At 71.9% G+C, this 26,227-nt stretch carries 27 protein-coding genes; 16 read left to right on the top strand and 11 right to left on the bottom strand.

The genetic code is table 11. From position 1 onward, the window contains the following. The first annotated feature begins 1,268 nt into the window (after positions 1 to 1,268). Both ACZ6ZT_RS30995 and ACZ6ZT_RS30990 read left to right on the top strand, forming a co-directional pair. Complete coding sequence (locus ACZ6ZT_RS30995) at positions 1,269 to 1,985, top strand: hypothetical protein (protein WP_469723474.1); 717 nt, start codon at positions 1,269 to 1,271, stop codon at positions 1,983 to 1,985. After that, positions 1,982 to 2,455, top strand: coding sequence for a MarR family transcriptional regulator (locus ACZ6ZT_RS30990; RefSeq protein WP_469723473.1), 474 nt, complete (start codon positions 1,982 to 1,984; stop codon positions 2,453 to 2,455). The genes ACZ6ZT_RS30995 and ACZ6ZT_RS30990 overlap by 4 nt, the downstream gene beginning before the upstream one ends. Positions 2,456 to 2,571: 116 nt before the next feature. On the opposite strand, the gene tpg is transcribed toward ACZ6ZT_RS30990, so the two are convergent. The 5 genes from tpg to ACZ6ZT_RS30965 all read right to left on the bottom strand — a co-directional run bounded on the left by tpg (position 2,572) and on the right by ACZ6ZT_RS30965 (position 8,465). After that, complete coding sequence (tpg, locus tag ACZ6ZT_RS30985) at positions 2,572 to 3,129, bottom strand: telomere-protecting terminal protein Tpg (RefSeq protein ID WP_469723472.1); 558 nt, start codon at positions 3,127 to 3,129, stop codon at positions 2,572 to 2,574. Positions 3,130 to 3,138: 9 nt separating this feature from the next. Further along, positions 3,139 to 5,280 carry a telomere-associated protein Tap gene (gene tap / locus ACZ6ZT_RS30980; protein ID WP_469723481.1) on the bottom strand — a complete coding sequence of 714 codons (2,142 nt, stop codon included), beginning with the start codon at positions 5,278 to 5,280 and terminating at the stop codon, positions 3,139 to 3,141. Between the two features lie 158 nt (positions 5,281 to 5,438). Then, the gene (locus tag ACZ6ZT_RS30975; RefSeq protein WP_469723471.1) at positions 5,439 to 6,347 is read right to left on the bottom strand and encodes a ParB/RepB/Spo0J family partition protein; all 909 of its coding nucleotides are present in this window, start codon (positions 6,345 to 6,347) and stop codon (positions 5,439 to 5,441) included. Continuing rightward, positions 6,344 to 7,609 carry a ParA family protein gene (locus tag ACZ6ZT_RS30970; protein ID WP_469723470.1) on the bottom strand — a complete coding sequence of 422 codons (1,266 nt, stop codon included), beginning with the start codon at positions 7,607 to 7,609 and terminating at the stop codon, positions 6,344 to 6,346. Before ACZ6ZT_RS30970 ends, ACZ6ZT_RS30975 begins: the two co-directional genes overlap by 4 nt. A gap of 181 nt (positions 7,610 to 7,790) precedes the next feature. After that, entirely contained in the window at positions 7,791 to 8,465 is a 675-nt protein-coding gene (locus ACZ6ZT_RS30965; RefSeq protein WP_469723469.1) for a ScbR family autoregulator-binding transcription factor, read from the bottom strand. 380 nt (positions 8,466 to 8,845) lie between these two features. Here ACZ6ZT_RS30965 and ACZ6ZT_RS30960 point away from each other — a divergent pair, with 380 nt between their 5' ends. The 7 genes from ACZ6ZT_RS30960 (at position 8,846) to ACZ6ZT_RS30930 (ending at position 14,536) form a co-directional block, all read left to right on the top strand. Continuing rightward, positions 8,846 to 9,424, top strand: a complete 579-nt coding sequence (locus ACZ6ZT_RS30960; protein WP_469723468.1) for a ScbR family autoregulator-binding transcription factor — start codon at positions 8,846 to 8,848, stop codon at positions 9,422 to 9,424. Positions 9,425 to 9,634: 210 nt separating this feature from the next. Then, positions 9,635 to 10,489, top strand: a complete 855-nt coding sequence (locus ACZ6ZT_RS30955) for an AfsR/SARP family transcriptional regulator (protein ID WP_469723466.1) — start codon at positions 9,635 to 9,637, stop codon at positions 10,487 to 10,489. A gap of 124 nt (positions 10,490 to 10,613) precedes the next feature. Next, entirely contained in the window at positions 10,614 to 11,351 is a 738-nt protein-coding gene (locus tag ACZ6ZT_RS30950) for a ScbR family autoregulator-binding transcription factor (protein ID WP_469723465.1), read from the top strand. Between the two features lie 85 nt (positions 11,352 to 11,436). Then, entirely contained in the window at positions 11,437 to 12,258 is an 822-nt protein-coding gene (locus ACZ6ZT_RS30945) for an AfsR/SARP family transcriptional regulator (protein ID WP_469723464.1), read from the top strand. A 64-nt stretch (positions 12,259 to 12,322) separates the two neighbouring features. Continuing rightward, complete coding sequence (locus ACZ6ZT_RS30940) at positions 12,323 to 12,733, top strand: SgcJ/EcaC family oxidoreductase (RefSeq protein WP_469723463.1); 411 nt, start codon at positions 12,323 to 12,325, stop codon at positions 12,731 to 12,733. Between the two features lie 27 nt (positions 12,734 to 12,760). After that, a complete protein-coding gene (locus tag ACZ6ZT_RS30935; protein WP_469723462.1) occupies positions 12,761 to 13,987 on the top strand; it encodes an epoxide hydrolase family protein in 1,227 nt (408 codons plus the stop codon). Between the two features lie 42 nt (positions 13,988 to 14,029). Next, positions 14,030 to 14,536, top strand: coding sequence for a DinB family protein (locus tag ACZ6ZT_RS30930; RefSeq protein WP_469723460.1), 507 nt, complete (start codon positions 14,030 to 14,032; stop codon positions 14,534 to 14,536). A 13-nt stretch (positions 14,537 to 14,549) separates the two neighbouring features. Here the strand turns inward: ACZ6ZT_RS30930 and ACZ6ZT_RS30925 are convergent, their stop codons facing one another. Beyond that, complete coding sequence (locus ACZ6ZT_RS30925) at positions 14,550 to 15,095, bottom strand: flavoprotein (RefSeq protein WP_469723459.1); 546 nt, start codon at positions 15,093 to 15,095, stop codon at positions 14,550 to 14,552. 32 nt (positions 15,096 to 15,127) lie between these two features. Then, on the bottom strand, positions 15,128 to 15,631 hold the full coding sequence (locus tag ACZ6ZT_RS30920) for an FBP domain-containing protein (RefSeq protein ID WP_469723458.1): 504 nt from the start codon (positions 15,629 to 15,631) through the stop codon (positions 15,128 to 15,130). 131 nt (positions 15,632 to 15,762) lie between these two features. Between ACZ6ZT_RS30920 and ACZ6ZT_RS30915 the strand changes: the two genes are divergently transcribed. Continuing rightward, positions 15,763 to 16,635, top strand: coding sequence for an NmrA family NAD(P)-binding protein (locus tag ACZ6ZT_RS30915; protein ID WP_469723457.1), 873 nt, complete (start codon positions 15,763 to 15,765; stop codon positions 16,633 to 16,635). Between the two features lie 42 nt (positions 16,636 to 16,677). Next, positions 16,678 to 17,661, top strand: a complete 984-nt coding sequence (locus tag ACZ6ZT_RS30910; protein WP_469723456.1) for an AraC family transcriptional regulator — start codon at positions 16,678 to 16,680, stop codon at positions 17,659 to 17,661. 31 nt (positions 17,662 to 17,692) lie between these two features. Here the strand turns inward: ACZ6ZT_RS30910 and ACZ6ZT_RS30905 are convergent, their stop codons facing one another. Next, complete coding sequence (locus ACZ6ZT_RS30905) at positions 17,693 to 18,166, bottom strand: GNAT family N-acetyltransferase (protein ID WP_469723455.1); 474 nt, start codon at positions 18,164 to 18,166, stop codon at positions 17,693 to 17,695. 60 nt (positions 18,167 to 18,226) lie between these two features. Continuing rightward, positions 18,227 to 18,904 carry a ScbR family autoregulator-binding transcription factor gene (locus tag ACZ6ZT_RS30900; RefSeq protein ID WP_469723454.1) on the bottom strand — a complete coding sequence of 226 codons (678 nt, stop codon included), beginning with the start codon at positions 18,902 to 18,904 and terminating at the stop codon, positions 18,227 to 18,229. Positions 18,905 to 19,047: 143 nt separating this feature from the next. Between ACZ6ZT_RS30900 and ACZ6ZT_RS30895 the strand changes: the two genes are divergently transcribed. After that, entirely contained in the window at positions 19,048 to 19,920 is an 873-nt protein-coding gene (locus tag ACZ6ZT_RS30895; protein ID WP_469723453.1) for an SDR family oxidoreductase, read from the top strand. Here ACZ6ZT_RS30895 and ACZ6ZT_RS30890 read toward each other — a convergent pair. Then, positions 19,908 to 20,909: a ScbA/BarX family gamma-butyrolactone biosynthesis protein gene (locus ACZ6ZT_RS30890; RefSeq protein WP_469723452.1), complete on the bottom strand. Its 1,002-nt coding sequence runs from the start codon at positions 20,907 to 20,909 to the stop codon at positions 19,908 to 19,910. The two genes, ACZ6ZT_RS30895 and ACZ6ZT_RS30890, sit on opposite strands and share 13 nt — an antisense overlap. 1,031 nt (positions 20,910 to 21,940) lie before the next feature. Between ACZ6ZT_RS30890 and ACZ6ZT_RS30885 the strand changes: the two genes are divergently transcribed. From ACZ6ZT_RS30885 to ACZ6ZT_RS30870, 4 genes are all read left to right on the top strand, one after another. Then, entirely contained in the window at positions 21,941 to 22,762 is an 822-nt protein-coding gene (locus tag ACZ6ZT_RS30885) for an AfsR/SARP family transcriptional regulator (protein WP_469723480.1), read from the top strand. A 327-nt stretch (positions 22,763 to 23,089) separates the two neighbouring features. Continuing rightward, positions 23,090 to 23,911: an AfsR/SARP family transcriptional regulator gene (locus ACZ6ZT_RS30880; RefSeq protein ID WP_469723451.1), complete on the top strand. Its 822-nt coding sequence runs from the start codon at positions 23,090 to 23,092 to the stop codon at positions 23,909 to 23,911. A 134-nt stretch (positions 23,912 to 24,045) separates the two neighbouring features. Next, positions 24,046 to 24,312, top strand: a complete 267-nt coding sequence (locus ACZ6ZT_RS30875) for an acyl carrier protein (RefSeq protein ID WP_469723450.1) — start codon at positions 24,046 to 24,048, stop codon at positions 24,310 to 24,312. Between the two features lie 86 nt (positions 24,313 to 24,398). Next, positions 24,399 to 25,364, top strand: a complete 966-nt coding sequence (locus ACZ6ZT_RS30870) for an aromatase/cyclase (protein WP_469723449.1) — start codon at positions 24,399 to 24,401, stop codon at positions 25,362 to 25,364. 187 nt (positions 25,365 to 25,551) lie between these two features. Here the strand turns inward: ACZ6ZT_RS30870 and ACZ6ZT_RS30865 are convergent, their stop codons facing one another. Continuing rightward, positions 25,552 to 26,169, bottom strand: a complete 618-nt coding sequence (locus tag ACZ6ZT_RS30865) for a ScbR family autoregulator-binding transcription factor (RefSeq protein ID WP_469723448.1) — start codon at positions 26,167 to 26,169, stop codon at positions 25,552 to 25,554. Positions 26,170 to 26,227: the final 58 nt, after the last annotated feature.

Here is a 26,227-nt window from a genome sequence, read left to right as displayed (position 1 = left end):
TTCCGATCTCCCGCGGAGCGGGACCCCAGGCGCTGCGCGCCTGGGCAGGGAGCCCGCCTCGCTGCGCTCGGCGGGAGGGCCGCTTCGCGGCCCAGAGTCGGCCCTCCGCTCCGCTCCGGGCCGATTTGGCCTCCGCTTCGCTCTGGCCAAGGCCCAGGCGCTGCGCGCCTGGGCAACGAACCCGCCTCGCTGCGCTCAGCGGAGGCCTTGCTTCGCAAGGCCATAGCCGGCCCTTCGGGCCGGTCTCCCCCCTACGCTTCGCTCCGTGGGGAAGGCCAGGCGCTGCGTGCCTGGACAGGGGCCCGCCTCGCTGCGCTCGCCGGGAGGGCCGCTTTGCAGCCCTGAGCTGGCCCTCCGCTCTGCTCAGGGCCAGCCTTGGCCCTCGCTTCGCTCAGGCCAAGACCTAGGCGCTGCGCGCCTAGGTAGCGAACCTGCCTCGCTGCGCTCGGAGGAGGCCCGCTTCGCAGGCCCATTGCCAGCCCTTTGGGCTGGCCTGTCCTTTGCTTCGCTCCGGACAGTTCTAGGCGTTGCGCGCCTAGACAGTGAAGCCTTCGCTCTGCTCAGAGCCGGTTTGTCCTCCGCTTCGCTTCAGACAGTCCCCCGTTTCGTTCCGGACCTAGGGCGCTGATTACCGGCCCGCCCCCCTTAACGCCGTTAACACCCACCGAGCCCACTACGAGGCCAGACAATCCATCAGTTGGCCGCAGAGCCAACACCAGGCCTCCCGCCAACGGGGTGATTCAAAGTGAAGTAAGGATAGAGATAGGAATCAGTCAGATTCTGCGTGGTTATGGACACCGTGTCCGGGGTGGCGGTGTGTGGGGGCTAGACGGGTAAGGGGGCGTTGGGTTCTGTCGGAGATGGCGGACGTAGGACGTTGTGAGGCGTTGAGCGCGGCAGCCGACGGCCTATAGAAGGTACGGAGATGCGTTGTCGCAGGTCAGACGGGGTGCGGGGGGAAAGTTATGTCCCCTCAGGAGGGACATAACTCGGGCGATGTGTCGCTGCTAGGGGGACAGAACGACGGCAAAACGTCAGTGAGGCTGACGCTTTTTGGGCTAAAACGTCGGGGGGGCTGACGTTTTAGCGGAGATAGGTCCGCGAACTGGGTGAGGGGAGGGAGTGGTTGGGGAGCCGCGGCCGGGAGGCGGCTGGAAGCGTCATGGCTGAGATGTGTCCCTGCTGAGGGGACACAAGACACGCCGAACGTCAACGAGCGTGACATTAGTGTCACCCTTGTTGACATACTCTCTCTGCAGATCAACGAAGTGGAGAGCATCCTCGTGTCATCAGAGCCACAGCGCCGTCGGCCGAGTCCGTCGCGCGCGCCGCGTCCTGATCTCCCCGTTGATGACGCGATCTCGGCCTGGAGTCAGCCGCTGGCTCCGGTCAAGGATCTGGACAGTCTCGCGAAGCGGTACCCCAGCCGGAAGCTCACCCTGGACGGCGAGCGCAAGCCGCTGGAGTTCTACGGGACGCAGAGTCAGCCAAATGCGTTTTCGATGGACAGCCTTGAGTTTTTTTTGGTGATCGCCCAGTACTTCAGGGAAGCCTTGCCCCTGAGGCTCATCCTGCTGCTGATCGCGTGTCAGCGCGCGGGGGGGCGGATTCCGCTTACTCAGGAGGAGATGGCTACGATCCTGGACGTCAGCCGGACAAAGACGTCGGAGGCACTGCACACTGTCATGTCTCATGGGATCGTCTTCAAGGTGCGGCGGGGTGTGTACCAGTTCAACCCGCCTTACAGTTACCGGGTGGCCGAGTTCATCCCGGGGACCGAGACGGCGGGTGAGTTCGTGAAGGTGGAGCAGCACAGCACCATCTCGCAGATTCGCGGTGACACGAGCCTGCCCGATCTGGTGCGCTTCCCGTCGCTGGACCACATGCGGCAGGCAATCGAGGAACTGCGGGCCGAACGGTCCAAGGAGCGCGCTGCGCGCCGGCTGAGCCGGGCGCAGCGTAAGGAAGAAGGGACAGCTCAGTGAGCACCTTGCGATTCGCTGCGGTCAACGCCGACGGGCTTCTCTCCGACCTGGACCTGCCGCCGGCTGCGTACCGCGTGCTGCTGAAGCTGCGTTCGCTGAGTGAGCCCGGGGGGCGGATCCTCATCGATCAGGCCTCCATCGGGGGGATGCTGGAGCTCAGCCGGCCGAGCGTCAATGCGGCGCTGCGGAGCCTGGAGCTCGCGAAGCTCGTGCGGAAGGTCAGGAACGGGGTCTACCAGATCAATCCGATGCTGGCCGGGTACAACTCCTTCGAGGACGCCGTCGCCGCGGTGAACGAGATGGCGCCCGAGGAGCGGCTGGACGCCCGGGGGTATGTCGCCAGCTACCACCAGGCGGTGGCGGAGTATCAGGACCAGTTGGCGGAGCAGCGTAAGAAGCGGGCGGCGCAGGCCGCTGCGAAGAAGGCTGCGGAGTCGAAGCGGCGGAGGACGTTGCACGCCGTCGGGTAGGTGGGCAGGGCCCTGGAGGGGTTCTGAGGGGGTTTTGGGAGTGGTTGAGGGCCTCGGGGTATCCCGGGGCCCTCTTTGCGTTGTCAGGGGCTGTGCGGCGGTTGTGTGGCCTTCTTCTAGAACGCGAAGTCGACGTAGTCGATGTCGGTGAATTCGACCAGCAGGCTCGTGGCGCGGGCGCCGTTGTCCTTGAAGTAGATCTCCTGGAGGGCTTCGGCGGTGATGTGCCGGAGTTGGGCTTCGGTGGCGCCGGATTCCTGGGCGGTGAAGAGGCGTTGGGCGTACTCCGGGGGAAGGTGCTGGGTGATGCGGCGCATGCGGCCGTCGTCGGTGGTGCCGGGGGCGGCGGTGAAGCCGAAGCGGGCGCGGGTTTCGATGACCAGGCCGGTGGTGCGGGCGGCCTGGTCGCGGGCGCGTTTGCGGACGAGGGGCTGCCAGCGGCGGCGTACCTCCGCCTCCAGGCGGGCGGCCAGTTCGGGTTTGGGCTGCTTGAGCTGGTTCTTGACGTAACGCTCGACCGTGCGTTGGGAGATGTTGAGGAGGGCGGCTGCCTGCTTCGTGGATTTGAGGTTCTTGACCAGGAAGCGCATCTGGGCGCCCGCCGATTTGGGGATCGGGCGGGTGAAGTGGAGTTCGTCGGCCTTGGTCAGGCTGTCCGAGATGTCGTCGGGCATGGTGTGTGGTTACTCGCCGTCTGCCGCTGCGTCGTGGCCCTTGATGTGGCGGGCCGGGTTGAGGCCTTCGTCGAGCATGCCGACGGCCCAGAGGAGGGGCTGGGTGCCTTCGTGCTTGACCATGCCGGGGCTGACACCCAGGCGGAAGCCGCCGGGGAGGGGCTTGCCTTCCGGGGTGCGGGGGAGGAAGTCGAGGGGGCTGGGGCCGGGGGAGAGGTAGACCGCGCAGTCGGAGAGGACCGCGATGGGGTGGAGGCCGGCCTCGGTGGAGAGCTTGCGCATCTTGCGGTGCATGTTGACGCGGGCCGTGGAGATGACGGCGGCGCGGATGTCGGGGCGCCAGGTGGGGCGTTCCAGGGCGGGCCAGGGTTCGCCGGGGCGGTAGGCGGCGCCCTGGGGGCGTTCGCGGAGCTTGCCGATGCCGCCCTTGACGGTGGACTTGATCGCCGAGAGGACCGCGGTGGAGAGGGGGCCACGCTGTTTGTGGATGGCCATGGCCTCAAGGAACTCGGGCTCGGTGAGGGCCGGGGTGACGCCGAGGTCGGCCATGGTGGCGAGGTAGGCGTCGCGCAGGCGGGTGTACCAGGCGTCGAGGTAGGGGGCGTGGTCGGGGCGGAGCCAGGCTTCGGTGGGGCGGACGTCGTGGCCGAGCTCCTGGGCGTAGGCCAGGGTCGGGGTGGCGTACCAGGCGGGGCCGGTGGGGGCCTTGCCGTGGGGGGTGAAGGGGCTGGGCAGGCGGGGGTCGTGGGGGACCGAGGAGAGGTCGGCCAGCCAGCAGCCGGGGGTCTTGGGGTCGAAGCGGGGGTGGGGGGTGTGGACGGCGGGGCCGACGCCGACGACGAGGCGGTTCGCGGCGGCGGCGAAGGCCATGTTCACGTCGATGCCGACCGCGTGGGTGGCGGCGCACTCCGCGTCCGTGAGGAGTTCCGGGTCGCGGATCCAGTCGTAGGCCTCTTCGTCGAGGACCTGGTCCGGGGTGCGCTGGTGGGAGCGGGGGTAGAGGGACGCGACCACCGGGTGTTCGTCGGGGGCCTCCGGGGGGGCCGGGTCGACGGGGCGGGTGAGGGAGCCGGGGACGGGGGCGGATTCCCAGGCGTTGGTCTGCGGGTTGCGCGCGGCGCGGGTGGGCGGACGTAGGGCCGTCATCAGTTCCAGGCCCGTGACGGCGGTGGAGCCGCGGGGGGTGAGGACGCGGGCGGCGTACGTGGTGAGCAGCTCGGCGAGTTCGGGGGCCGGGAGGTCCGGGGTGTCCTCGCCCCAGGCGCGGGCGTCGAGGGCGCCCCAGGGGAGGACGGCGAGCTGGACGCACTGGCGGCCGGTGGTGGGGGAGGCCGGGCGGTAGACGCGGGCCCAGGGGCCGAAGCCGCGGCGGGTGAGTTGCCACTTGGCCTTGGTGAGCTGCTTGATCACGGGGTGGTTGTCCGGGAGGCGCAGGGCGCGGCGGTCTTCGAGTGTGAGGGGGAGGCCGAGGGCTTCGCAGGCGGCGGGGGTGAGGACGAGGAGGGGGTCGCCGTCCTTGCCGTTGCGGTGGAGACGGGGGGCGCGGAGGTCGGCGTCGGGGCTGAGGGCCCAGGTGATGAGGGCGGGGAGGTCGGAGGTGGGGTGGGGGAGGAGGAGGCCGTCGGCGGCGTGGGCGTGGCCGGTGCCGTCCAGGACGGCCAGGGGGCCGTTGCCGGAGAAGAGGGGGAGGGGGGATGTGGTGGCCGGCTTGGGGGAGGGCCTGGTGGGTGAGGGGGCGTTAACGGCGTTAACGGTGGCCGGGGTGGGGGGTGTCGCGGTGGGGGTGGCGTTAACGGCGTTAAGGGTGGGGGTGCGGGGTTCGGGGTGGGGTGGGTTGGGGTGTGGCGTGGGGGCGTTAACGCCGTTAACGCCGTTAACAAGGTCCTCGGTGTGGGAGGGGTGGAGGGAGGCGAGACCTTCCAGGAGGCGGGCGTAGGCGGCGCGCTTGGGAGGGCGGGGGGCGGTGCGGCCCGTTTCCCAGGAGGTGACCGTTTCGCGGCGGACCGAGAGGGCCTTGGCGATCTGGTCCTGGCTCAAGCCTCCGGCCTCGCGCAGGCGCCTCCGCTCGTCGGGGCTGGGCAGCGGGTCCAGGGCTGCGGCCTCTTCGAGCAGGGCGTCGACCGCTGCGAAGAGGGTGGTCTGTTCGTTCATCTCGCTCATGGATACCTCCAGCGGCAGCCTACGTGAATCGCACTGTGGAACGCACATGGAACGCACGTGGGGTATTAACGGCGTTAACGGTGCCTCCGCCTCGGACGGCATGCGGGGGCGTTGCCGGTTGCTCAGTCAGCGCCCCCGCGTGTGCGGTCTCAGATGCGGGTCAGGAGGAGTTCGGTGACCGCCTTGAGATCGTCCGGGGTGAGGTGCGCGGTCAGGGCGTCCGCGATCGTTTCCGGGGACTGGGTGGAGATCGTGATGCGGGGGGTGGGGGCCGGGGCGGGGGGTTCGGCGTTAACGGCGTTAACGGCGTTAACGGTTGGGGGGGTCGGGCGGGTGCGTTGGCGGGGTGGGTTGACCGCCTTGATGCTCTCGTCGGCGGCTGCCTCCTGGGCCTCCTGGGGGAGGCGGCCGATGCGGCGGGCCGGCTCGACCTTCAGCTCGCCGGTCTCCACCTTCTCCTGGAGGGTGGGCGTCAGGTTGAGCAGGGTCAGCCGCTGGGAGACCCAGGCCGCCGTCTTGCCGATCCGCTTGGCCACCTGAGCCTGGGAGCCGTGGACGTCGACGAGTTCCTGGAGGGCGCGGGCCTGGTCCATGGGGGCCACGTCGACCCGGTGGACGTTGGCGATGAGCGCCGATTCCAGGATGTCCGCCGCCGAGGCCGAGAGGGCGTCGTTGACGTGGATCTGGATGGTCTTCAGGCCGGCGAGGTGGGCGGCGGCGAGGCGTCGGTTCCCGTCGATGACCACGTACGGGGCGCGGCCCAGGCCGTCGGTCGCGCCCGGGTGGGCCTCCATGAAGGCCATCCGGGTCGCGACCGCGAGGGGCTGGAGCTGGCCCCGTACGGCCAGGGACTCGGCCAGCTCGTCGAGTTCGGTGAGGTCCTCGCGGAGGTTGAAGGGGTTGTGGGCGAGGGCCTCGATGGGGACCTCGGAGGGCGGGACGACCCCGGAGGTGGGGGCGCCGGTGGCCTCGGCGATGGCGGCGCGGCGGGAGCTCACGCCGACCGGCTGGGCGCGGGCGAAGGAAGCCGATACCCCGAGCTTGTCGGCCTTGCTCATGAGATCTCCCTTGCGAGGGCGCGCAGGGCCACGGCCTGGTCGCCCTTGGGTGCGTAGACGAAGAGCGGTTGCTTCACGCGGACCGCCTCGCGCTGTTCCTTGAGGTCGGGGACGATCGCCACCACGCGGGGATCCTTTATGTCCATCCAGGCCTGGAGGGACGATGTGGCGATGTAGCCGCGGCGGCCGTCGTAGAGGTTCACGACGAGGCCGAGGTAGTCGATGTCGAGGCTGAGGTCGTCGCGCAGGTCGTTGATCTGCGAGGTGAGGAGGTCGTACGCGTCGGCGGAGGAGTCCTCGGCCTGTACGACGATCAGCGCGCCGGACGCGCCCGGCTGTTCGGCGTCGCGGCGGCGGCCGTAGTAGATGGCGGCGTCCATGCTGAGGCCGAGGCTGGGCGGGCAGTCGATCAGGATGACGTCGTAGTCGGACTCGACGGGGGAGAGGGCGCGCTCCAGGGCGGCCTCGCGGGCGCGGACCGTGGAGAGGCGGACGTCGAGGAGGAAGGCGTCCGTGCAGGCGGGCAGGAGGTGGAGGCGGTCGCCGAAGCGCTCGTCCGGGATGGGGACGATCAGGTCGGAGAGCGGTCCCTTGGCTTCGCCCGCCATGTGGCAGGTGAGGCTGTCGCCGCCGATGGGGAGCGGCTGCTGGCCGAGCTGCTTGGTGAGGTGGCCCTGCGGGTCGAAGTCCACGAGCAGGACGCGCATGCCGAGGCCCGGGAGGTCTTCCAGGTCCAGGGGGGTGGCAGGTGCGGGGGCGTGGTGCTGCTCGGTTTCGTCGGCCGGGCCGAGGCGGGCCAGCTGACGGGCGATGCGGACCGGGTGGAGTGAGGAGGGGTCCTCGGCGAGGGCTTCGGCGGTGCCGGCGGTGATGGCGGTCTTGCCGACGCCGCCCTTCTGGTTGCACACGACGATGCGGCGGACCACGGAGGGGCGCTTGACGGTGGGCGCCGGGTTCAGCTCCAGCCAGAGGACCACCGCTTGGGCGAGACCCTGGATGAGGGAGACGCCGCGGTCCTTGGCGTGAGTGCGGAAGGACTCCCACTGGCCGGCCGGGAGCCAGGTCGAGAAGGACTCGGCGCCGGAGGTGTCGACGGGGGAGGGGGCGGAGGCGAGGGCGCTCCATTGGGCGATGCCCTCGTGGACGGCGTCCTGGATGTCGACCCGCAGCTGGGCGGTGCGGATCTTCAACTCCTGGCGGAGCCACGGGGGGAGCTTGGAGACGACCTTCTCTCGGTCGCTCTGGGACGAGGGCGAAGTCATGAGAGGGACTTTACTAACGTTCTTGGGTGCGCGTGAGCGCCACGCTTGGGTTTTGCTAACGAAGGGGCCTGGAGGGGTGGGGAAAGGGGGGCAGGGCGGCCTCGTGCACGCCGTGGCGAGCACCCCCGTGGTTCGCCACGGCGTGCACGGGGCCGCCCTGTCGGGGGGAGCCGTCAGGCCGTCAGCCGGTGGTGGTGGAGTTGGGGAGGACCGTGTGCAGGCCGAGTTCGGTCCGGCAGGCGGGGGAGCCCGCGGGGTCGAAGAAGGGCCGGCGCCGCTCGGGCGTGATCCCGGGGAGGAGGTAGTTCCACAGGTCCACCACCCGGCAGTGCAGGTCGCCGCGGCCGGTGCGGACGTGCGAGGTGACCTGGATGCCGGTGAACGAGCCGACCAGGAAGGTCGAGAGGTCGCGTACGTCGAGGAAGGGGTGGAGGTCACCACGCTCCTGGGCCGGCGTCAGGCAGTGGACGCAGGTGTCGATCCAGGTGTTGTACGGGGACGGGTCCGGGTGCGTGAACGAGCCCAGCTCGATGACCAGGCGGATCCCCGCGCGGACGCGGACGTTGGAGCGCAGGCCGGCCGCCATGCGGTGGGTGAGGTCGATGACCGTCTGGAGGCCCGGGTTCTCGATGGCCGGGACGGCGTCCGACACCTGGAACTGTTCCTCGATCAGGGTGCGGGCGAGGGCGTCCTTGGACTGGAAGTGGAAGTACAGGGCGCCCTTGGTGACTCCGGCGTGCTTGACCACGTCGCTGAGGCTGGTGCCGCCGAAGCCGGCGCGGTCGAAGGCGGTGGCCGCGCCGTCGAGGATCGCCTGCCGGGTGATCTCGGCCCGTTCCTGCCTGACCCTCGCCACGTGGGTCCTCCTGTCGCGGTCGCTGTCGGTCGTGGTGGTGTGCGGGGTCAATCTATGAGGCGGGGTGAAAGGAAACCAGTCGACCAGTACTTTTAAGGAGCGTTGGGGCGGTGAATTGGGATGGAGTGGGGCGGTTTGTGTTGTTCCTTTTTGGCGGAGGAGGGACTTAACGGCGTTAACGGCTTGGGTGGTTGAGGAAGGAGGGGGCCCTCAACGGCGTTAACGCCGTTAACGCCGCGGGGGCCGGCGCTGACACGTGTGCCGGGAGTGTGGGTGGGGGGTGGGGGTCTCCGGTGGGAGTCCGTCCGGGCTCTGGTGGGGGCGTCGAGCGTTGCCGCGACGATCCCGTACCCCTGTCCGGGGCGAATCACGGAGCCCCCATGGTCAAGCAGGAGCGTGCGTTACGTACGCGGGAATCTCTGGTGCGCGCGGCCGCGGAGGTGTTCGCCGAGGAGGGGTTCGCCGTCGCCTCGGTCGCCGCGATCAGTGAGCGGGCCGGGGTGACCTCCGGCGCGCTGCACTTCCATTTCGACGGGAAGGACGCCCTGGCGGAGGCCGTCGAGGAACGGGCCGCCGAGAGGGTGCGGGGGATCACCGGGGTGGGGCGGGACCCGTTGCGGGCGCTGGTGGGGTCCTCGTACGCGCTGGTGGCGTTGGCCGGTGACGACGTGCTCGTGCGGGCCGCGTTCCGGCTCGGGGCGGACGTCGCGCACCGCAGCCGGGTGGACCTGCGGGCGCAGTGGCGGCGGTGGGCCGAGGAGGCGCTCGGCGGGGCGGCGCGGGACGGGCTGCTGGCCGAGGGGGTGTCGGTGCCGGACGCGGCGCGGCTGGTGGTGGCTGCCATGGTCGGGCTGGAGGCGCTCGTTCCGTCCGGGCCGGGAGCCCCGCACGCGCTGACCCGGTTCTGGTCGGTGCTTCTGCCGGGGATCGCCCCGGATGGCGCTCTTGAAACAGACTGAGTGGTTTGCTTGGCGAGAGCGTGGTGGAGGTGCGGGCGGGGGCTGATGGTCTTTTATGGGCTCCGTGGTGAGCTGAGATTTGGAAGGAGCAGCAGGTCAGAGGGTGTTTTGGCGGTGCGGTAAAACAGCATGTACGGTTTGGTATTGACAAACCGTCCGGCCTGTTTTTTACTGGCTCTCGCGACTCATCCAAGGACAGGGGAGTACGACGTGGACATCGATGTACTGGGCGCACTCGCCGTGCGGGAGAACGGGATCTCCATCACGCCCACCGCCCCCAAGCCCCGGCAGGTCCTGGCGCTCCTGGCCCTCCATGCCGATCAGGTCGTGCCGGTGTCGGCACTGATCGAGGAGCTGTGGGGCGCCGTGCCGCCGCGCAGTGCCCGGACGACGCTGCAGACGTACGTGCTGCAGCTGCGGGCCCTGATCGCGACCGCCCTGGAGGGCGGCGACGCGGAGCGGACGGCCAAGGACGTGCTCGTCACGCTTCCCGGCGGCTACCTGCTCAACAGCGGTGGCGGGACGAGTGACGTGAAGGAGTTCGACCGGCTGGCGGCGCTCGGCTACCGGGCCATGGACGCCGGGGACTTCCCGACCGCCGCGCAGCGGCTGCGCGAGGCGCTCGCGCTGTGGTCCGGGCCCGCGTTCGCCGACGTGCACGGCGGCGTGCAGCTGGACATGGAGACGCGGCGGCTGGAGGAGATCCGGCTGTGCGCGCTCGACCAGCGCATCGAGGCCGACCTGAAGCTCGGGCGGCACCGGGAACTGCTGGCGGAGCTCACCGTGCTGGTGAGCCGGTACCGCACGCACGAGAACCTGCACGGGCAGTTCATGATCGCCCTGCACCGTTCCGGGCGGCGCGGCGAGGCCCTGGACGTGTACCAGCGGCTGCGCGCCACGCTCGTCCGCGACCTCGGGCTGGAGCCGTCCGCCGCGCTGCGCCGGTTGCAGCGGTCGATCCTGATGGCCGGTCCGGAGAGCCTGGGGGCCGCCAAGACGGCGGTGGCCGTGGCCGCGGGGGCCGGTATGGGCGTACGGGCGGCGGACCGGCTCGTACGGGCCTGAGCCGGCGGGCCGGTGGCCGGGCCCGGGATCGCCGGGCGGGTGCCGGGTGCGGGTGCGGAGTGCCGGGTGCCGGGAGCGGTGTGCGGACGCAGACGGAGCGGACGGGGCGGAAGGAGACGGAGCGGTGCAGGAGAGGTCGGAGCGGACCCGTCGGCGGTTGGTCGGCGCCGGGGCCGAGTTGTTCCACCGCAGCGGATACGCCAACGCCACGCTCGGCGAGATCGCGGGCGCGGCCGGGGTGACGAAGGGGGCGCTGTACTTCCACTTCGCCTCCAAGGACGAGCTCGCGGACGCCGTGCAGCGCCGGGGCTGCGGCCTGCTGCGCGACGCGGTGCGCGGGCTGCACGAGAGCGGGGCCTCGCCCCTTCAGACGCTGATCGACGCCACGCACTGGCTGGCGCGGACGCTGCACGAGGAACCGGCGATCCCGGCGAGCTTCCGGATCACCAAGGAGTGCGCCGGGCACCAGTCGGCGCAGATGGACTTCCAGGAGGCCTGGCTCGCGGCGGTCTCCGACCTGCTGCGGCTGGCGCGGGACACCGGCGAGCTGCCGTTCGACGCCATGGCCGGCGCGGCCGGCGCGGCCGGGGACTCGGCGTCCGCCGCCGAGCGGTGGGAGAGCGCGGAAGCCCTGGTGGCGGCGGCGGTCTGCGGCATCGAGGTGCTGTCGGGGACCGGGCTGTCGTACCGGGAACTGCGGCGGAAGGTGGCCGCCCTGTGGGGGCTGCTGCTGCCGAGCCTGGTGGGCCGGGCCCGGGCGGGCGAGTACCGGACGGACGCCGGTGACGAAGCCTGCGACGGGGCCGGGACGAGCGGTGTGCGCGGTTACGGCGGTTACGAGTTCCTCCGGAGCGGGGTGTAGGTCCCGCCCGGGGATGTGCGACGCGGGCCCCGGTGCGGGGGCCGCGGGTAGCGGTGCGATTCGACGAACCACGAAGGGGGAGACCGTGAAGATCCAGGTTCTGGGTCCGCTGAGTGCCGAGGTCGACGGGGATTCGATCGTGCCGACGGCGGCCAAGCCGCGGCAGCTCCTCGCGCTCCTGGCGCTGCACCCCGGGCAGGTGATGCCGGTGCCGACGCTCATGGAGGAGCTCTGGGGCCAGGACCTGCCCGCCAGCGCGCTGACCACGCTGCAGACGTACGTCCTCCAGCTCCGCCGCAGGCTCGGCACCGCCATGGGGCCGGGGCGGCCGGGCGCGGCGAAGGAGGTGCTCACGACGCGGCACGGCGGGTACCTGCTCCAGGTGCCGCCGCAGTCCGTCGACGTGAACGCGTACGGGAGCCTCGTCGCCCGGGGGCAGAGCGCCTTCGAGGCCGGCGACGACCGGACCGCGGCCGACCTGCTGCGGGAGGCGCTCGCGCTGTGGCGGGGGCCCGCGCTGGTCGACGTACGGGTGGGGCCGGTGCTGGAGATCGAGGTGCTGCGGCTGGAGGCGAGCCGGCTGGTGGCGGTGGAGCGGCGCATCGACGTCGATCTGCGGCTCGGGCGGCACTCCGAAGTGCTCGCCGAGCTGACGGAGCTGACCGCGCGTCATCCGCAGCACGAGGGGCTGCACTCGCAGCTGATGGTGGCGCTGTACCGGTCCGGGCGGCAGGCCACGGCCCTGGACGTGTTCCGGCGGCTGCGCGGCCGGCTGGTCGGGGAGCTGGGCGTCGAGCCGTCGCCGCAGCTGAGGCGGCTGCACCAGGCGATGCTGGCGGTGGATCCGGCCCTGGACGTCGCGGCCGGTCCCAAGCGGGGGTCCACCTTCGACCTCTATGCCGCCTGAGCCGGTGGGGGGCCCTTCCGGGGCGGTTGACATCAAGTGCGGTCGAGGTATGAGGATCACGGGCATGGACACCAAGAGCGCGGCGCACGCCGCCGACGTCGAAGCGATCGGGCGGCTCGTCGCCGCGGTCGAGCGTTCCCAGCGGAACAAGGACCCGGAGGAGTTCCTCAGCCTCTTCCACCCGGACGCGGTCTGGACGACGGCCCACGGGAAGGTCCTCATCGGCTTCGACGCGATCGCGGAGTTCACGCGTGCGGTGCTGCCGGCGGCGGACTGGGACGGGCAGGTCACCTACGAGGTGGACCACGTGCTCTTCGTCCGGCCCGACGTCGCGGCGGTCAAGGTGCGTCAGCGCTACCGGTCACCGGACGCGGAGAGCGAGGGCGCGCCCCTGTACGTGGTTTCCCGGGAGAAGGACGGACGCTGGCTGCTGACGGCCTGCCAGAACACCGCGGTCGTCCCCGAGGTGGGGTAGCGGCGGGGCGGGTGGCAGGGTGGGGGGATGGGAGATCGAGGTGTGGGGCTGGTCCCGTTCCGGGTCGATGTGGCGCGGGAGGAGCTCGACGATCTCGACGGGCGGCTGCGCCGGGTGCGGTGGCCCGATGAGCTCGACGGCGTCGGGTGGGCGTACGGGATGCCGCTGGGCGAGATGCGGGAACTCGTGCGCTACTGGCGCGAGGAGTACGACTGGCGGGCCGCTGAGGCCCGGCTGAACCGGTGGCCGCAGTTCACCACCGTCATCGACGGGGCGCGGGTGCACTTCGCGCATCTCCGCTCGCCCGAGCCGGACGCCACGCCGCTGCTGATGACGCACGGCTGGCCGGGGTCCTTCGTGGAGTTCCAGCGCGTCGCGGGGCCGCTGACCGATCCGCGGGCGCACGGCGGGGACCCGGCCGACGCCTTCCACCTCGTGCTGCCGAGCATCCCCGGCTTCGGCCTGTCCGGGCCGACGACCTCGACCGGCTGGGAGTTCAAGCGGGTCGCGCGGGCCTTCGGGGTCCTGATGGAGCGCCTCGGGTACGGGGCGTACGGGGTCCAGGGCGGTGACTGGGGCGCGGCGGTCTCGCGCGAGCTGGGCCGGCTGCTGCCGGGGCGGGTCATCGGCGTGCACCTGAACCTGCTGCCGGGGGCGGGGGCCACCGCCGAGCCCGATGAGGCGGAACTGGCCGCGCTGAGCCCGGCCGAGCGGGAGCGGACGCGGGCCTCCTGGGAGCGGTACCGGGTGTGGGCGCGGGAGCGGCAGGGCTACGCGGACATCCAGGCGACCCGGCCGCAGACCCTCGCGTACGGGCTGAACGACTCGCCGGCCGGGCTGCTGGCCTGGATCGGGGAGAAGTTCGCGGAGTGGGCGGACCCGCGCTGCCCGGTGGACCGGGACCAGCTGCTGACCAACGTGATGCTGTACTGGCTGACCGGGACGGCCGGTTCGGCGGCCCGCCTCTACTACGAGCGCGCCCACGCCGACTACCACGGGCGGCCGCCGCAGGTGTCGGCGACCCCGACGGCCCTCGCGGACTTCCCCCGGGACAACTTCATCCCGCTGCGGCACATCGCCGCGCGCACCGACGCCATCGTGCGCTGGACCTCGTACGAGAGGGGCGGGCACTTCCCGGCGATGGAGGTGCCGGAGCTGCTGGTGGGGGACGTACGGGAGTTCTTCCGGGACCTGCGCGCGGCCGGGCGGGGCGGCGGGACGGCCGGGCGGGGCGGCGGGGCGTCCGGCATGTGAAATGCCCCGGGGCCGGGCGCGGGGCGGTGTGATCATCACCGGATGAACAGCGAACAGCGGCCCCCTCCCGTGCTGACCGGTGACGAACGGGCGACCCTCACCAGCGTCCTGCAGTGGCAGCGCGACACCCTGAGGAAGAAGTGCGCGGGCCTGACGGACGAGCAGTTGCGGCGCAGGGCCGTGCCGCCGTCCGGGCTGAGCCTGCTCGGGCTGGTGCGGCACCTGGCAGAGGTCGAGCGCGGCTGGTTCCGCAACGTGCTGGCCGGCGAGGACGTACGCGGCTACTTCCCGAGGAACGAGGCGGGTGAGTGGACGGAGTTCCACGTCGAGGACGCGGACGTCGCCGGGTCGTTCCGGATCTGGGAGGACACCTGCGCGCGGTCGCGGGCGATCGTGGAGGCCGCCGGATCCCTCGACGCGCGGGGGCACCACGAGGGGCAGGCGTACTCCCTGCACTACGTGCTGGCCCACATGATCGAGGAGTACGCCCGGCACAACGGGCACGCCGATCTGCTGCGCGAGGTGATCGGCGGGGCCACCGGGGAGTAGTGCCGGGCCCCGGTCAGGGCTGCGGGGCGCGGGTGCGGTCCACCGCGTCGAGGGCGGCGTGCCAGGGGAAGGCGGGCGGGGCGTCGATGCCCGGGGGGCCGGGGACGAAGCCGTTCTCGCCGTAGAGGAGTTCGGCGCCGGCGGCGCGTAGGGTGGCGAGGGACTGCTCGAAGCGGGGATGGGCGGCGAGGGCGGTGTTCGCGCACGGGACGGCGACGATCGGGGTGCCCTTGCCCAGGGCCTCGGCGGCGATCCCGACGACGAGGCGGTCGGTGAGGCCGAGGGCCCAGGAGTTGACCGAGTTGAAGGTGACCGGGGCGAAGAGCAGGGCGTCGGCGGGCGGCCACACGTCCGGCTCGCCGGGCAGCTTGTACTGCCAGCGCACCGGGTTGCCGGTCAGGGCGGCGAGGCCGTCGAGGCTCCCCGCCACCCACTGCGCCGCCGCCGGGGTCAGGCCCAGGCACACGTCCCAGCCGCGCGCCTGGGCATCCTCGATCACATGGGCCACGTCGAAGACGGGCGGGGCGGCGGAGCAGAGCAGGTAGAGAGTCCTCGTCATACCGTCATGTGATCACATTCCGCGCGCCGGTTTCAGCCCGCGGTGATCTTGGTGGCGAAGGCGTCCAGGTTTCCCCGCATGCGCGCGAGCCGCTCGTCCAGGGTCAGCGACTCCTCGTAACGCGTGGTGCGCAGCTTCGGCTGCCGCTTGCCGCGGACGTAGAGGGAGCAGGCGAGGTCGGCGCAGATGTACGTGCCGACCGTGTTGCCCTGGCGGCCGCGGACGCCCGCCAGGGGCGCGGCGAGCAGGGTGGTCCCGGAGGAGGCGTGCCCGGTCAGGCAGATCTGGCAGATGCTCGACTTGAGCGCGCTGGTGCGGCCCACGGAGGGCACGCGCAGGGAGATGCCGAGCGGGCCTTCGGGGCCGGGCAGCACGATGTGGGCGCGCAGGGGTGCACCCGGATCGACCCAGCCGAGGAAGTCAAGGTCCTGCCAGGGCAGTTCGGCGAAGTCGAGGGGCAGGCGCAGCCGGGCGGCCTCGCCCTTCGAGCAGTTCACGAAAGATGAGCGGATCTGTAGGTCACTGAGCGGTTCCACGGGAGTCGACCTTAATGCGCCCCGTGGCCAGCGCGCACCCGGGTTTGTGCGGGACGGCCGCTGGACGCTCGCGTATGCGGATGAGCTTCTCGGCGATGTTCCGTCTCGGCGGTCGGCGCTTGACTGGTCGCATGACGAACAACGAGAACGAGTACGAGAACGAGTACGGGACGGGCGACGTGAACGGGACGGGCGACGGGCGGACCACCCTGGTCATCGGGGGGCGGGGCAAGACCGGGCGACGGGTCGTGGAGCGGCTGCGCCGGCGGGGAATGGCCGTACGGGTCGGGTCGCGCGGCGGATCGCCCGCGTTCGACTGGAACGAGCCGGCCGGCTGGGCGGCCGCGCTGGCGGGCACGGACCGGGTGTACGTCACCTACCAGCCCGACCTCTCCGTCCCGGGGGCGCCCGACCAGATCGGCGCCCTGGCCGAGGCGGCGGTGGCCGCCGGGGCCCGGCGGCTGGTGCTGCTGTCCGGACGCGGCGAGGAGGAGGCCGAGCGCTGCGAGGAGCGGCTGAAGGTGCCGGGCGCCGAGTGGACCGTGGTCCGCGCCAGCTGGTTCCACCAGAACTTCGACGAGAGCATCTTCGTGGACTCCGTACGGGCCGGGGAGCTGGCCCTGCCGGTCGCGGACGCGGTCGAACCGTTCGTCGACGCCGACGACATCGCCGACGTGGTGGTGGCCGCGCTCACCGACGACCGGCACGTCGGGCGGACGTACGAGCTGTCCGGACCGCGCCTGCTCGGCCTGCACGAGGTCGCCGCCGAGCTGTCGAAGGCGACCGGGCGCGAGATCGCGTACGTGCCCGTCTCCCCGGAGGACTACCGGGCGGTGCTGCGCGCGAACGGGCTGCCGGAGGAACTGGTGGAGCTGTTCACGGTGATCCTGGACGGGCGCAACGCGCACCTGGTCGACGGGGTCCGCGAGGTGCTGGGGCGAGAGCCGAGGGACTTCGCCGACTACGCCCGCGAGGCGGCGGCGAGCGGCGTCTGGGACCACTGAGCGGTGGCGGCGGCGGTGGCGGCGGGAGGGAGGATGGGGGGCATGGACATGCTTACCTCGCTGCTGGACGGGCCCAAGGCGCGGGGCGCCCATCTGCTCAAGTCCGTCCTGAACCCGCCCTGGTCGCTGCGGGTGCAGGACCGGGCCCCGCTGTCGGTGATCGCGCTGCTGCGCGGCGCGGCCTGGCTGCTGCCGGACGACGGGGAGCCGGTCGCGATCGGGCCCGGCGACGTGGCGGTCGTACGGGGACCCGTGCCGTACGTGCTCGCCGACGGCCCGGACACCCCGGGGCCGGGGATCACGATCGGCCCGGACCAGCGGTGCAGCACGGAGTCGGGCGTGGACGTCACCGAGTCCCTGGCCCGGGGGGTGCGGACCTGGGGCGACGACCACGAGGGGCCCGGCGCCTCGGTGGTGCTGAGCGGCACCTACCAGGCGCCGAGCGAGGTCGGGCGGCGGCTGCTGGGGACGCTGCCGACGGTGCTGGTGCGCCCGGCCGGGTCCGCCGACGCCACCCTGATCGGGCTGCTGGCCTCGGAGGTGGCCCGGGACGAGCCCGGGCAGGAACTCGTCCTGGACCGGCTGCTGGACCTGCTGCTGATCGGGGTCCTGCGGGCCTGGCTCGCCGCCCCCGGTCCGGGCGCCCCGGCCTGGCACCGGGCCCAGGGCGATCCCGTCGTCGGGGCCGCCCTGCGGCTGCTGCACGAGGACCCCGCGCACGGCTGGACCGTCGCCGAACTCGCGCGGCGGGCGGGGGTGTCGCGGGCCGCGCTGGCACGCCGCTTCACGGAGCTGGTCGGGGAGCCGCCGGTGGCCTACCTGACGGGCTGGCGGCTCGCCCTGGCGGCCGATCTGCTGCGCGAGCGGGACGCCACGGTGGCGACGGTGGCCCGCCGGGTGGGCTACGGGAGCGCGTTCGCGCTGTCGACGGCCTTCAAGCGGGTGCGCGGGGTGAGCCCGCAGGAGTTCCGCGCGGGCGCTTCGCCGGCCCTGGCGGGGAACGCGGCCACGGTGGTGCTGAGCTGAGCTGAGCCGGCGGCCGGGGGCGCGGTTCCGGCTACGTCAGGTCGAGGGCGCCGACGGTCTGGCCGCCGCTGAACTCGCCGGTGGGGCGGAAGCCGAGGCCCGCGTAGAAGGGTTCGGGGGTGCCCTCGCCGGTGTCCCAGCTGACGTACGCCCGCCGCGCCCCGCGCCGGCGGAGCTCGTCGAGGACCGCCCCCACAGCGAAGCGGCCGTAGCCCTTGCGCTGCCGGCCGCCGTCGATGTTCAGGCGCCACAGGCCCGAGCGGCGGTGCTCCGGGTCCTTCGCCGGATCCCAGACGAGGTCGACGAAGGCCATGACGAAGCCGACGACCTCGTCCCCGTCCAGCACGGCCCGCGGCCAGGCGGTGTCCCCGTGGACCCAGGCCTCGGCCAGCGACTTCTGGACGGGGGAGACGAGATGCTCCTGGCGCGGGTGCACGCGGACGGCGCACACGGCGTCGAAGTTCTCCGGGGTGACCGGGGCCAGGCGCAGTGATGAGCTGATCATGCGCTCCAGCATCTCAGCCCGAGGGAACGGCGCACCCGGTATTTTTACGGGTCCCGCAGGTCAGCCGGCCGCGCGCTCGGGCTCGTCGACGGGCTCCTGTGCCAGGGAGAGGGCCTCCTCGTAGACGTGCTGCCCCCGGCTCTCCGAGATGTCCACGGAGGTGAGGACGGAGGACTGCACGATGCTGGGCAGCAGGTGGCGCAGCAGCGCGGCGACCCGGGAGATGAGGTCCGCGTAGTCGGCGACGGCGTGGGACATCGACTGGATGCCCGCGTAGGCGCCGACGATGACGTCGGCGGTCTCCGCCGGATCGATCTGCGGGAGCAGTTCACCCTGGCGCTGGGCCTGCTCCAGGGCCTCGCGCACCGGTACCGCCCAGCCGCGGAACGGTCCGCTGCGGTCGAGGCCCGTGGCGCGCTGGTCCATCGTCAGCCGTACGCTCGCGCGGACCATGGGGTCGGTCTGCAGGCGGTAGGTGTGGAGCATGACGATGTCCACGATCCCCTGCATCTTGATGGCGCGCTCGGGGAGGGGCAGATTCTGGTTCTGCGCGGCCAGGACCCCGAAGGCGAGGTCCTCCTTCGACTGGAAGTGGAAGTAGAGAGCACCCTTCGTCACCCCCGCCGTGGCGAGGATTTGGGAGATGGTGGCCGCCTGGTAGCCGTGTTCTTCGAAGATCTTGGCCGCTGCGGTGAGGATCGCCTGGCGGGTGCGGATGGCGCGTACTTGCTCAGCCACTGTGGCTCCTTTCCTTCACAGGATTCTCGGAGCGTCGGAAGCCCTGGTGCAAACCGCCCGTCCCGTACGTATCTTACAGCGGGTAACCCTTACGCCAACCCCGCGCGCCGTGCAAGGCGGGCGCACGACCCGAAGGACACACCATGATTCTCGTGACGGGGGCCACCGGAACGGTAGGACGGGAGGTGCTGCGCCGCATCGGCCGCGGCCCGGCGGTACGGGCCATGGCGCGGCAACCGGAACGTCTCGCGGGGCTGGCCCCGACGGCCACGGCCGTCCACGGCGACTTCGACGACCCGGCCTCGCTCGCCCGGGCCGTACGGGGCGTGGACCAGGTCTTCCTGGTGACCAGCCGCGTCGGCCGGGACGACGACGCGCGGTTCCTGACGGCCGCCCGGGCCGCCGGGGTGCGGCACGTGGTGAAGCTCTCCGCGGCCGCCGTCGAGGACGAGCGGGCCGACGACCTCATCACCCGCTGGCAGCGGGAGAACGAGGAGGCCCTGCGCGGATCGGGGATGGAGTGGACGCTGCTGCGTCCCCGCTCCTTCATGTCCAACGCCCTGTCCTGGGCCGGGTCGGTGCGTGCGGACGGTGTCGTGCGGGGGCTGTACGGGACCTCGGCGAACGCCTGCGTCGATCCCGCCGACATCGCGGAGGTGGCCGTACGCGCGTTCACCGAGCCCGGCCACACCGGGCGCGCGCACACCCTGACCGGGCCCGAGGCGCTCACCGCGGTGGAGCAGACGGCCCAGCTCTCCGCCGTGTTGGGCCGTCCGCTGCGGTTCGAGGAATGGGAGCCCGAGCAGGCCCGCGCCGTGTGGAGCGCCCGGTATCCGGCGGCCGTGGCGCAGGCGCTGCTGTGCAGCGCCGAGCGGCAGCGCGCCGGGGCCAAGGCCGGGGTGGTGGACACGGTCCGGGAGGTGGTGGGCAGGCCGGCCCGCTCGTTCCGGCAGTGGGCCGCGGCCCATCTGGCGTTCTTCGAGCGGGTCTCGGCTGGGACTGGTCAGCCTATGTAGGGAGCCGCCACCACGGTGGAGGTGAAGACGAGGCTGCCGTCCTGATGGCCCGACACGACCACCGTCTCCGTTTCGCCGGGGGCGCCGTCGTGCAGGCGCTCGGCGGTGATGACGCAGGGCACGTCGAGTTCGGCGTACCGCTTGAAGTCGCCGGAGACGGTGACCGGGAGCAGGGCGGAACGGCCGAGGGCGGCGGCCGCGGCCTGCCGGGCGGACTCCAGCAGCACCATGCCCGGCACGTGGTCCACGGGGTGGTCGAAGAGGACGGGGTGGTTCGGGTCCACCCTCAGCTGCCAGGTGTCCGGCTCGGCGAGCGGGGAGAGGACGACGTCGGTCGGCGACAGCCGGCCGACGCTCTGCGGTGCGACGGGAGCCGTCAGCGGCAGCGGCTTGTGCTCGGGCAGCAGGGTGTGGGCGGGGCGTATGCGCCGGTATACGGCCGGGGTGGTGCAGGTGTAGGAGACCCGCCCGGTGGCCACGACGTGGCCCTCGCGGCGGACCACGGCGTCGTAGGTCATCCCGCCCATCTCGCCGCCCCGCCGTCTGACCTCCGTGCAGGTGACGTCGATGTCCAGGGAGGCGGGGGTGCCGGCGACCCGGAGGTGCTCCGGGTCGACGGTGATGTCGAGGTCCCAGAGCAGGAAGTGGTGGCCGAAGGGGATCCCGAACTCGGCGTGGCCCAGCAGGCTGCCGATCTGGCGAATCGTTTCGACGCACATGAGCGGATCGTGGTGGCCGGCCACGGGGGTGAAGAAGCTGTGGCAGCGGGGCCACTGGGCGCTGACGGTGAAGTGGTTGGGGCCGATCCGCTCCCAGTCCGTGAGCAGGACCTCGGCCACCGAGGCGCGGTGTACTAATTCCTTCGGAACCGTCGAGGTCAGCGACGAGAAGCGGAGGTCGCGCTCGCGCCGGTCGAGCGGTGGAGCGGCCGTCCGCCAGGCCGGCTCGTTGATCGCTGTGCGCTCTACTTGAAACGTGCTCGCGCTCATTGTTCCCCCTAGACAGCGCTGGCCAGTTACAGGTGTGACTGCGAGAAAAATATATACCAACCGGTTTTTTATCCAGAGGGATCACGACTCACGATCCCGAATTATGTGGAGTGGCCTATTCCGGCCACGGGTGACTCCCTTGCCGCCGCCGGCCCACCCCCCTCATGGGGCGTCGGATCTCCGCCATGCGCACGGAACCATCTCAAGGGGACCGGGAGATGTGCTCGGGTCGGTTGTCGGACGTCCGGTGAAGCCTTGGTGCCGGGAAGTGACCGATTCGCAGCGCGCGGGTTTCTTTGCGGCCCGGCGGGAAGCCGCCCCGTGAACCCTCCCCCGTGGCTGTTGGGGCGTACGGGGGGCGAGGGTATTAGCCCTTAGCGTTCGCGAAGAATTCCGCATATGCCAGCGCCCCGTGCCGCGCTCGGCGCCCGCCCGCCGGCGGGTGAACCGGCCATCGGCGCCCCGGGGTCAGGTGTCGGGGGCGGCGGCCGTTCCGGGTGCTCGGGCGCGGGGGCCGGGTGCGGGACGTGGCCCGAACGGCCCCGGGAGGCCGCCGCGTGCGGGGCGGTGGGCCGCGCCGTCTCCAGCGCCGGACCAGTGGGGTTCGGCCGCTCCTCGACCCACTCCTGAGCGCGCGGACGGACGAGCAAACCGCTAGAGCGGTTTGTAGAGGGGGCGTGGGCCTGCATGCGGGGGTCCGGGAGCGGTCTGAAGGGGCTTCCGGGCCGGTCTGCGCCCGGGTGCCTTGCCAGGGGCTGGCCAACCAGGTGGTCGGTTCTCGGCCGTTTCCTGGCTGCAAGACGCCCCTCTCCAGGGCTTTTCTGCCCGGTCTCAGGGGTCTCTGGACGGCCCGGCGGGCCGGGGTGGAGGGGAGGAAGGCCAGGTCGGAGGCGTTTGCGTGGGGCGGGCGGAGGTGCCGGAGGTCAGAAAACGGTACAGCCGGTTTGCTATTGACAAACCGGCCCGGCTGTTTTTTCCTCATTCCAGCGAAAGTCGAGAGCTCATCCATGGACGAAGCAGGGGAGTACGGCGTGGACATCGATGTACTGGGCGCACTGACCGTTCGGGAGAACGGGGTCTCCATCACGCCGACCGCGGCGAAGCCCCGTCAGGTGCTGGCCCTGCTCGCGCTCCACGCCGACCAGGTGGTCCCGGTCGCCGCCCTGATCGAGGAGCTGTGGGGGGAGAAGCCGCCGCGCAGTGCCCGTACGACGCTCCAGACCTACGTGCTCCAGCTGCGCGGGCTGATCGCCACCGCCCTGGAGGGCACCGACGGGACGCGGACCCCCAAGGACGTGCTCGTCACCCTGCCCGGCGGCTACATGCTCAGCAGCGCCGGCGGGACCAGCGACGTCCGCGAGTTCGACCGGCTGGCGGGCATGGGCTACCGGGCCATGGACGCCGGTGACTTCCCGGGAGCCGCGCGGCTGCTGCGCGAGGCGCTCGCGCTCTGGTCCGGGCCGGCCTTCGCCGACGTGGACGGCGGCGTCCAGCTGGACATGGAGACGCGGCGCCTGGAGGAGACCCGGCTGTGCGCGCTCGACCAGCGCATCGAGGCCGACCTGCGGCTCGGCCGGCACCGCGAACTGCTCGCGGAACTGACCGTACTGGCCAGCCGCTACCGTATCCACGAGAACCTGCACGGGCAGTTCATGCTCGCCCTGCACCGCTCCGGCCGCCGCGGCGAGGCCCTCAACGTGTACCAGCGGCTGCGCGGCACGCTCGTGCGCGAGCTCGGCATCGAGCCCTCCTCCGCCCTGCGCAGCCTGCAGCGCTCGATCCTGATGAGCGGCCCCGAGAACCCGGCGGAATCCCCGGAGAACACGCGCAAGCGGCTGGCCCGGGTCGGCTGACCGGGTCCGCCCTCCGAGCGTTCCGGCGTTCCTCGAATGATCATGCGCCGCTCATTCACAGAGCCTTACGGAAAACCGGGGAAAGAAATTTCGAACCCGGTAACCGGAATTCAGCTGGCAGACCTGATCCACAGGTCGCGCACGGATTCCGGGGTCTGAACGGAAGCGGCGGTTTCGAATCCGCCGACGGTTCGCCCGGCGCGGAGATCTGCTCGACGTCGGCTTGAGGACGCGGTGACCGGCGCCCGAGCTGGCTTACCGTCAGCACGTCGAATACGGAAAACCGAGAGTATCTCGACGAAATACACGGAGGGGAGACGGGAGACCGTGGAGATTCAGGTTCTGGGTCCGTTGAGTGCCGAGGTCAACGGGGCATCGATCGTTCCTACGGCGGGCAAGCCGCGTCAGATCCTGGCGCTCCTCGCGCTCTACCCGGGCCGGGTGATGCCCGTGCCGACCCTGATGGAGGAGATCTGGGGGACCAAGCTCCCGGAGAGCGCCCTCACCACCCTCCAGACGTACATCCTCCAGCTGCGCCGCCGGCTCGGCACCGCGATGGGGCCGGGCGCCCCGGGCACGGCCAAGGACGTGCTCGCGACCCGGCACGGCGGCTACCTGCTCCAGATCCCGCAGGAGTCCGTGGACGTCCACGCGTACGAGGCCCTCGTGGCGGGCGGCCAGGCCGCCTTCGACGACGGCGACGACGAGCGCGCGGCGCTCCTGCTGCGCCGGGCCCTCGACCTGTGGCAGGGGCCGGCCCTGGTCGACGTCAAGGTCGGGCCGATCCTGGAGATCGAGGTGCTGCGGCTGGCGGAGAGCCGGCTGGTGACCACCGAGCGGCGCATCGACGTGGACCTGCGGCTGGGGCGGCACACCGAACTCCTCGCCGAACTCACCGAGCTGATGGCCCGCAACCCCCAGCACGAGGGGCTGCACTCGCAGGCGATGGTCGCGCTCTACCGCTCGGGCCGGCAGGCGACCGCGCTCGACGTGTACCGCAGGCTCCGGGGCCGGCTGATCGGCGAACTGGGCGTCGAGCCCTCGCAGCAGCTCCAGCGGCTGCACCAGGCGATGCTCCGGGTGGACCCCGCGCTCGACGTGGCGGCGGGCCCGCGCCGCAGCTCGACCTTCGACCTCTACGCGGCGTAGGGCCGGGCCCGCGGCCGGGGAGAAGGCTCCAGCGCGGCTGGGCCGCCGGGTGAGCGGCCCTCCAGCGGGGCAGGTCAGGCTCTTCGCGACCCGGTGTGCGTCGCCGCCCCGGCGGACGAGGAGAGAGGCAACCCATGGACCGGCTGGAGCTCACCGACCTGACCCGCATCCTGCGGGTGTGGGGCGGCGAGGACGACTGCGTCGAACTGACCGACGACGTCCAGGACCTGTACTGGATCGAGCTCGGCTACGACTGTCTCTCCGTCCTGCAGACCACCGGCTCCATCGAGCGGAAGTACGACATCCTCCTGGACGGGGAGCTCCTCGAACTCGCCGACACCCCCCGCCGCTTCCTGCGGCTCGTCAACGGGGTCCTGGATAGCCGGGCCGCCGTCGTCTGACGGCGCGGCCCCGGTTCGAGTCACATTCCAAGGCGGCTCCGGCGGATACGGACACACTCTGCGTCAAGCGTTGAGAGGGGTGTCTGATGTCTGTCGAGCGAGTACACCGGATGTCGCACGCGGTCGACGCGGCCGCGCCGGCCGGGGTGCTGTACGACCTGGTGGCCGACACCACGCCGTGGCCGCTGTTCCTGCCGGACACCGTGCACGTGGAGAGACTGGACTTCGACGGGACCACGGACCGGTACTCCCAGTGGGCGGTCGTGGACGGGAGCCCGCGCCCGGCACTGTGGCGGCGGACCCTGGACGCGCACCAGCGGCGCGTCGGCTTCCGCCGGGAGCGGCCCGCGGCGCCCGTCACCTCGGCCGGCGGTGCCTGGAGCGTGGAGGAACTGGCCCCCGGCTGGTCGCGGCTGACCCTGGAGCAGGACTTCACCGTCGCCGGGAACCGCGCGGCGGACGTGGAGCGGGTGCTGGAGTCCGCGCGCGGCGGTGCGAAGGCGGTCCTCGGCCGCTTCCGCGCGCTCGCCGAACGCCGGCGGCGGCTCGACGCCCTGACGCTGTCCTTCGAGGAGTCCGTACGCGTCCAGGGACCGGCCGAGCCGGTCTACGCGTTCCTGCACCAGATCGGCTCCTGGCCCGGGCGGGTCGCGCACGTGGTGGGCGCCGAGGTCGCCGAGGACCGTCCCGGCGTGCAGCGCGCCGGCCTGGTCAGCCTCGCCGACGACGGCTCCGTGTACCCGACGCAGACGCTGCGGGTGTGCTTCCCGGCGGCCGGGCGGATCGTCTTCAAGCAGACCGCGCCGCACCCGCTGCTGGCCGCGCACGCCGGGGAGTGGTCCGTCGAACCGGACGCCACGGGCGTCACCGTGGTGTGCCGGCACGACGTGCTGCTGGACGAGGACGCGGTGGAGCGGGTGATGGGCCCCGGTACGGAGCTCGCGCGGGCGGGCCGGTACGTGCGGGAGGTGCTCGGGCGCGAGAGCCGGGCGGTGCTGGAGCCCGCGCAGCAGTACGCGCGCGAGGCGGTCAGGAGCCTGCGGCCGGTGTGAGCGGGGGCGGGCGGGAGCCCGTCGGCGGCGGTTTGCGCGGGGCCGGGCGGCCTTCGGCCGGTGTGCGCGGGGCCGGGCGGCCTTGGTGCGGCCGCGCCGGTCGGCGTACGAAGGATCGGGGCCCGTGGCCCGCACCCCGTGGTCCGGGGGGGCGGGGCGCGGGCCGCCCCGTGTGCCCGCCGGCCGGTCAGCCGCCGCGGCCCGCGCCCTCCAGCATCCGCAGGGTGGCCGGGGCCGCCAGGCAGGGCATGACGACCCGCCAGAACCCGGCCACCGTACGCGCCGCGAGCCACTGCGGGTCGTCGCGGCCGAGCGCTTCGAAGCCGAGCGTGGCGGCGACCACCGTCGTCGTGACGCTGTGGCGGTTGAGGCCGGGCAGCAGCGAGCCCTCCTCCTCGGCCTCCGTCAGCAGCAGTTGCACGTACGTGTGCCACTCCCCGGGCAGGGCGTGGGACGACCGGTACATCGGCTCGCGGCCGAGCTGGAAGCCGGCGCGGGCCACCACGTCGGCGACGAGCAGTCCGGCGAGGGCCTGGGAGCTGTCGGCGAGGGCCTGGAGGGCGCAGGTGCGCCGCTCGTAGACGTCCCGGGCGGCCGCGCGCAGGGCGCGCGCGCCCGCGGACTCGACGGCCGCCGCGACGGCCGCCTTGTTCTCGAAGTGGAAGTGCAGCGCGCCCGGGCTGACTCCGGCTCCGACGCTGATCATGTTCAGCGTCGCCTCTCGGTACCCGCGCCGTCCGAACACCGTCGCGGCCGATTCGATCAGCGCGCGACGGGTCCGGACGGCGCGTTCTTGTTTGATCACGCATAGCTCCCGTATCAGTTTCTTTCCATTATTAAACCGCCCCGTTGGTTTTGGAATG

It is taken from the genome of Streptomyces sp. NPDC102258 (assembly GCF_055584685.1).
This window is presented reverse-complemented; position numbering and strand designations above follow the sequence as displayed.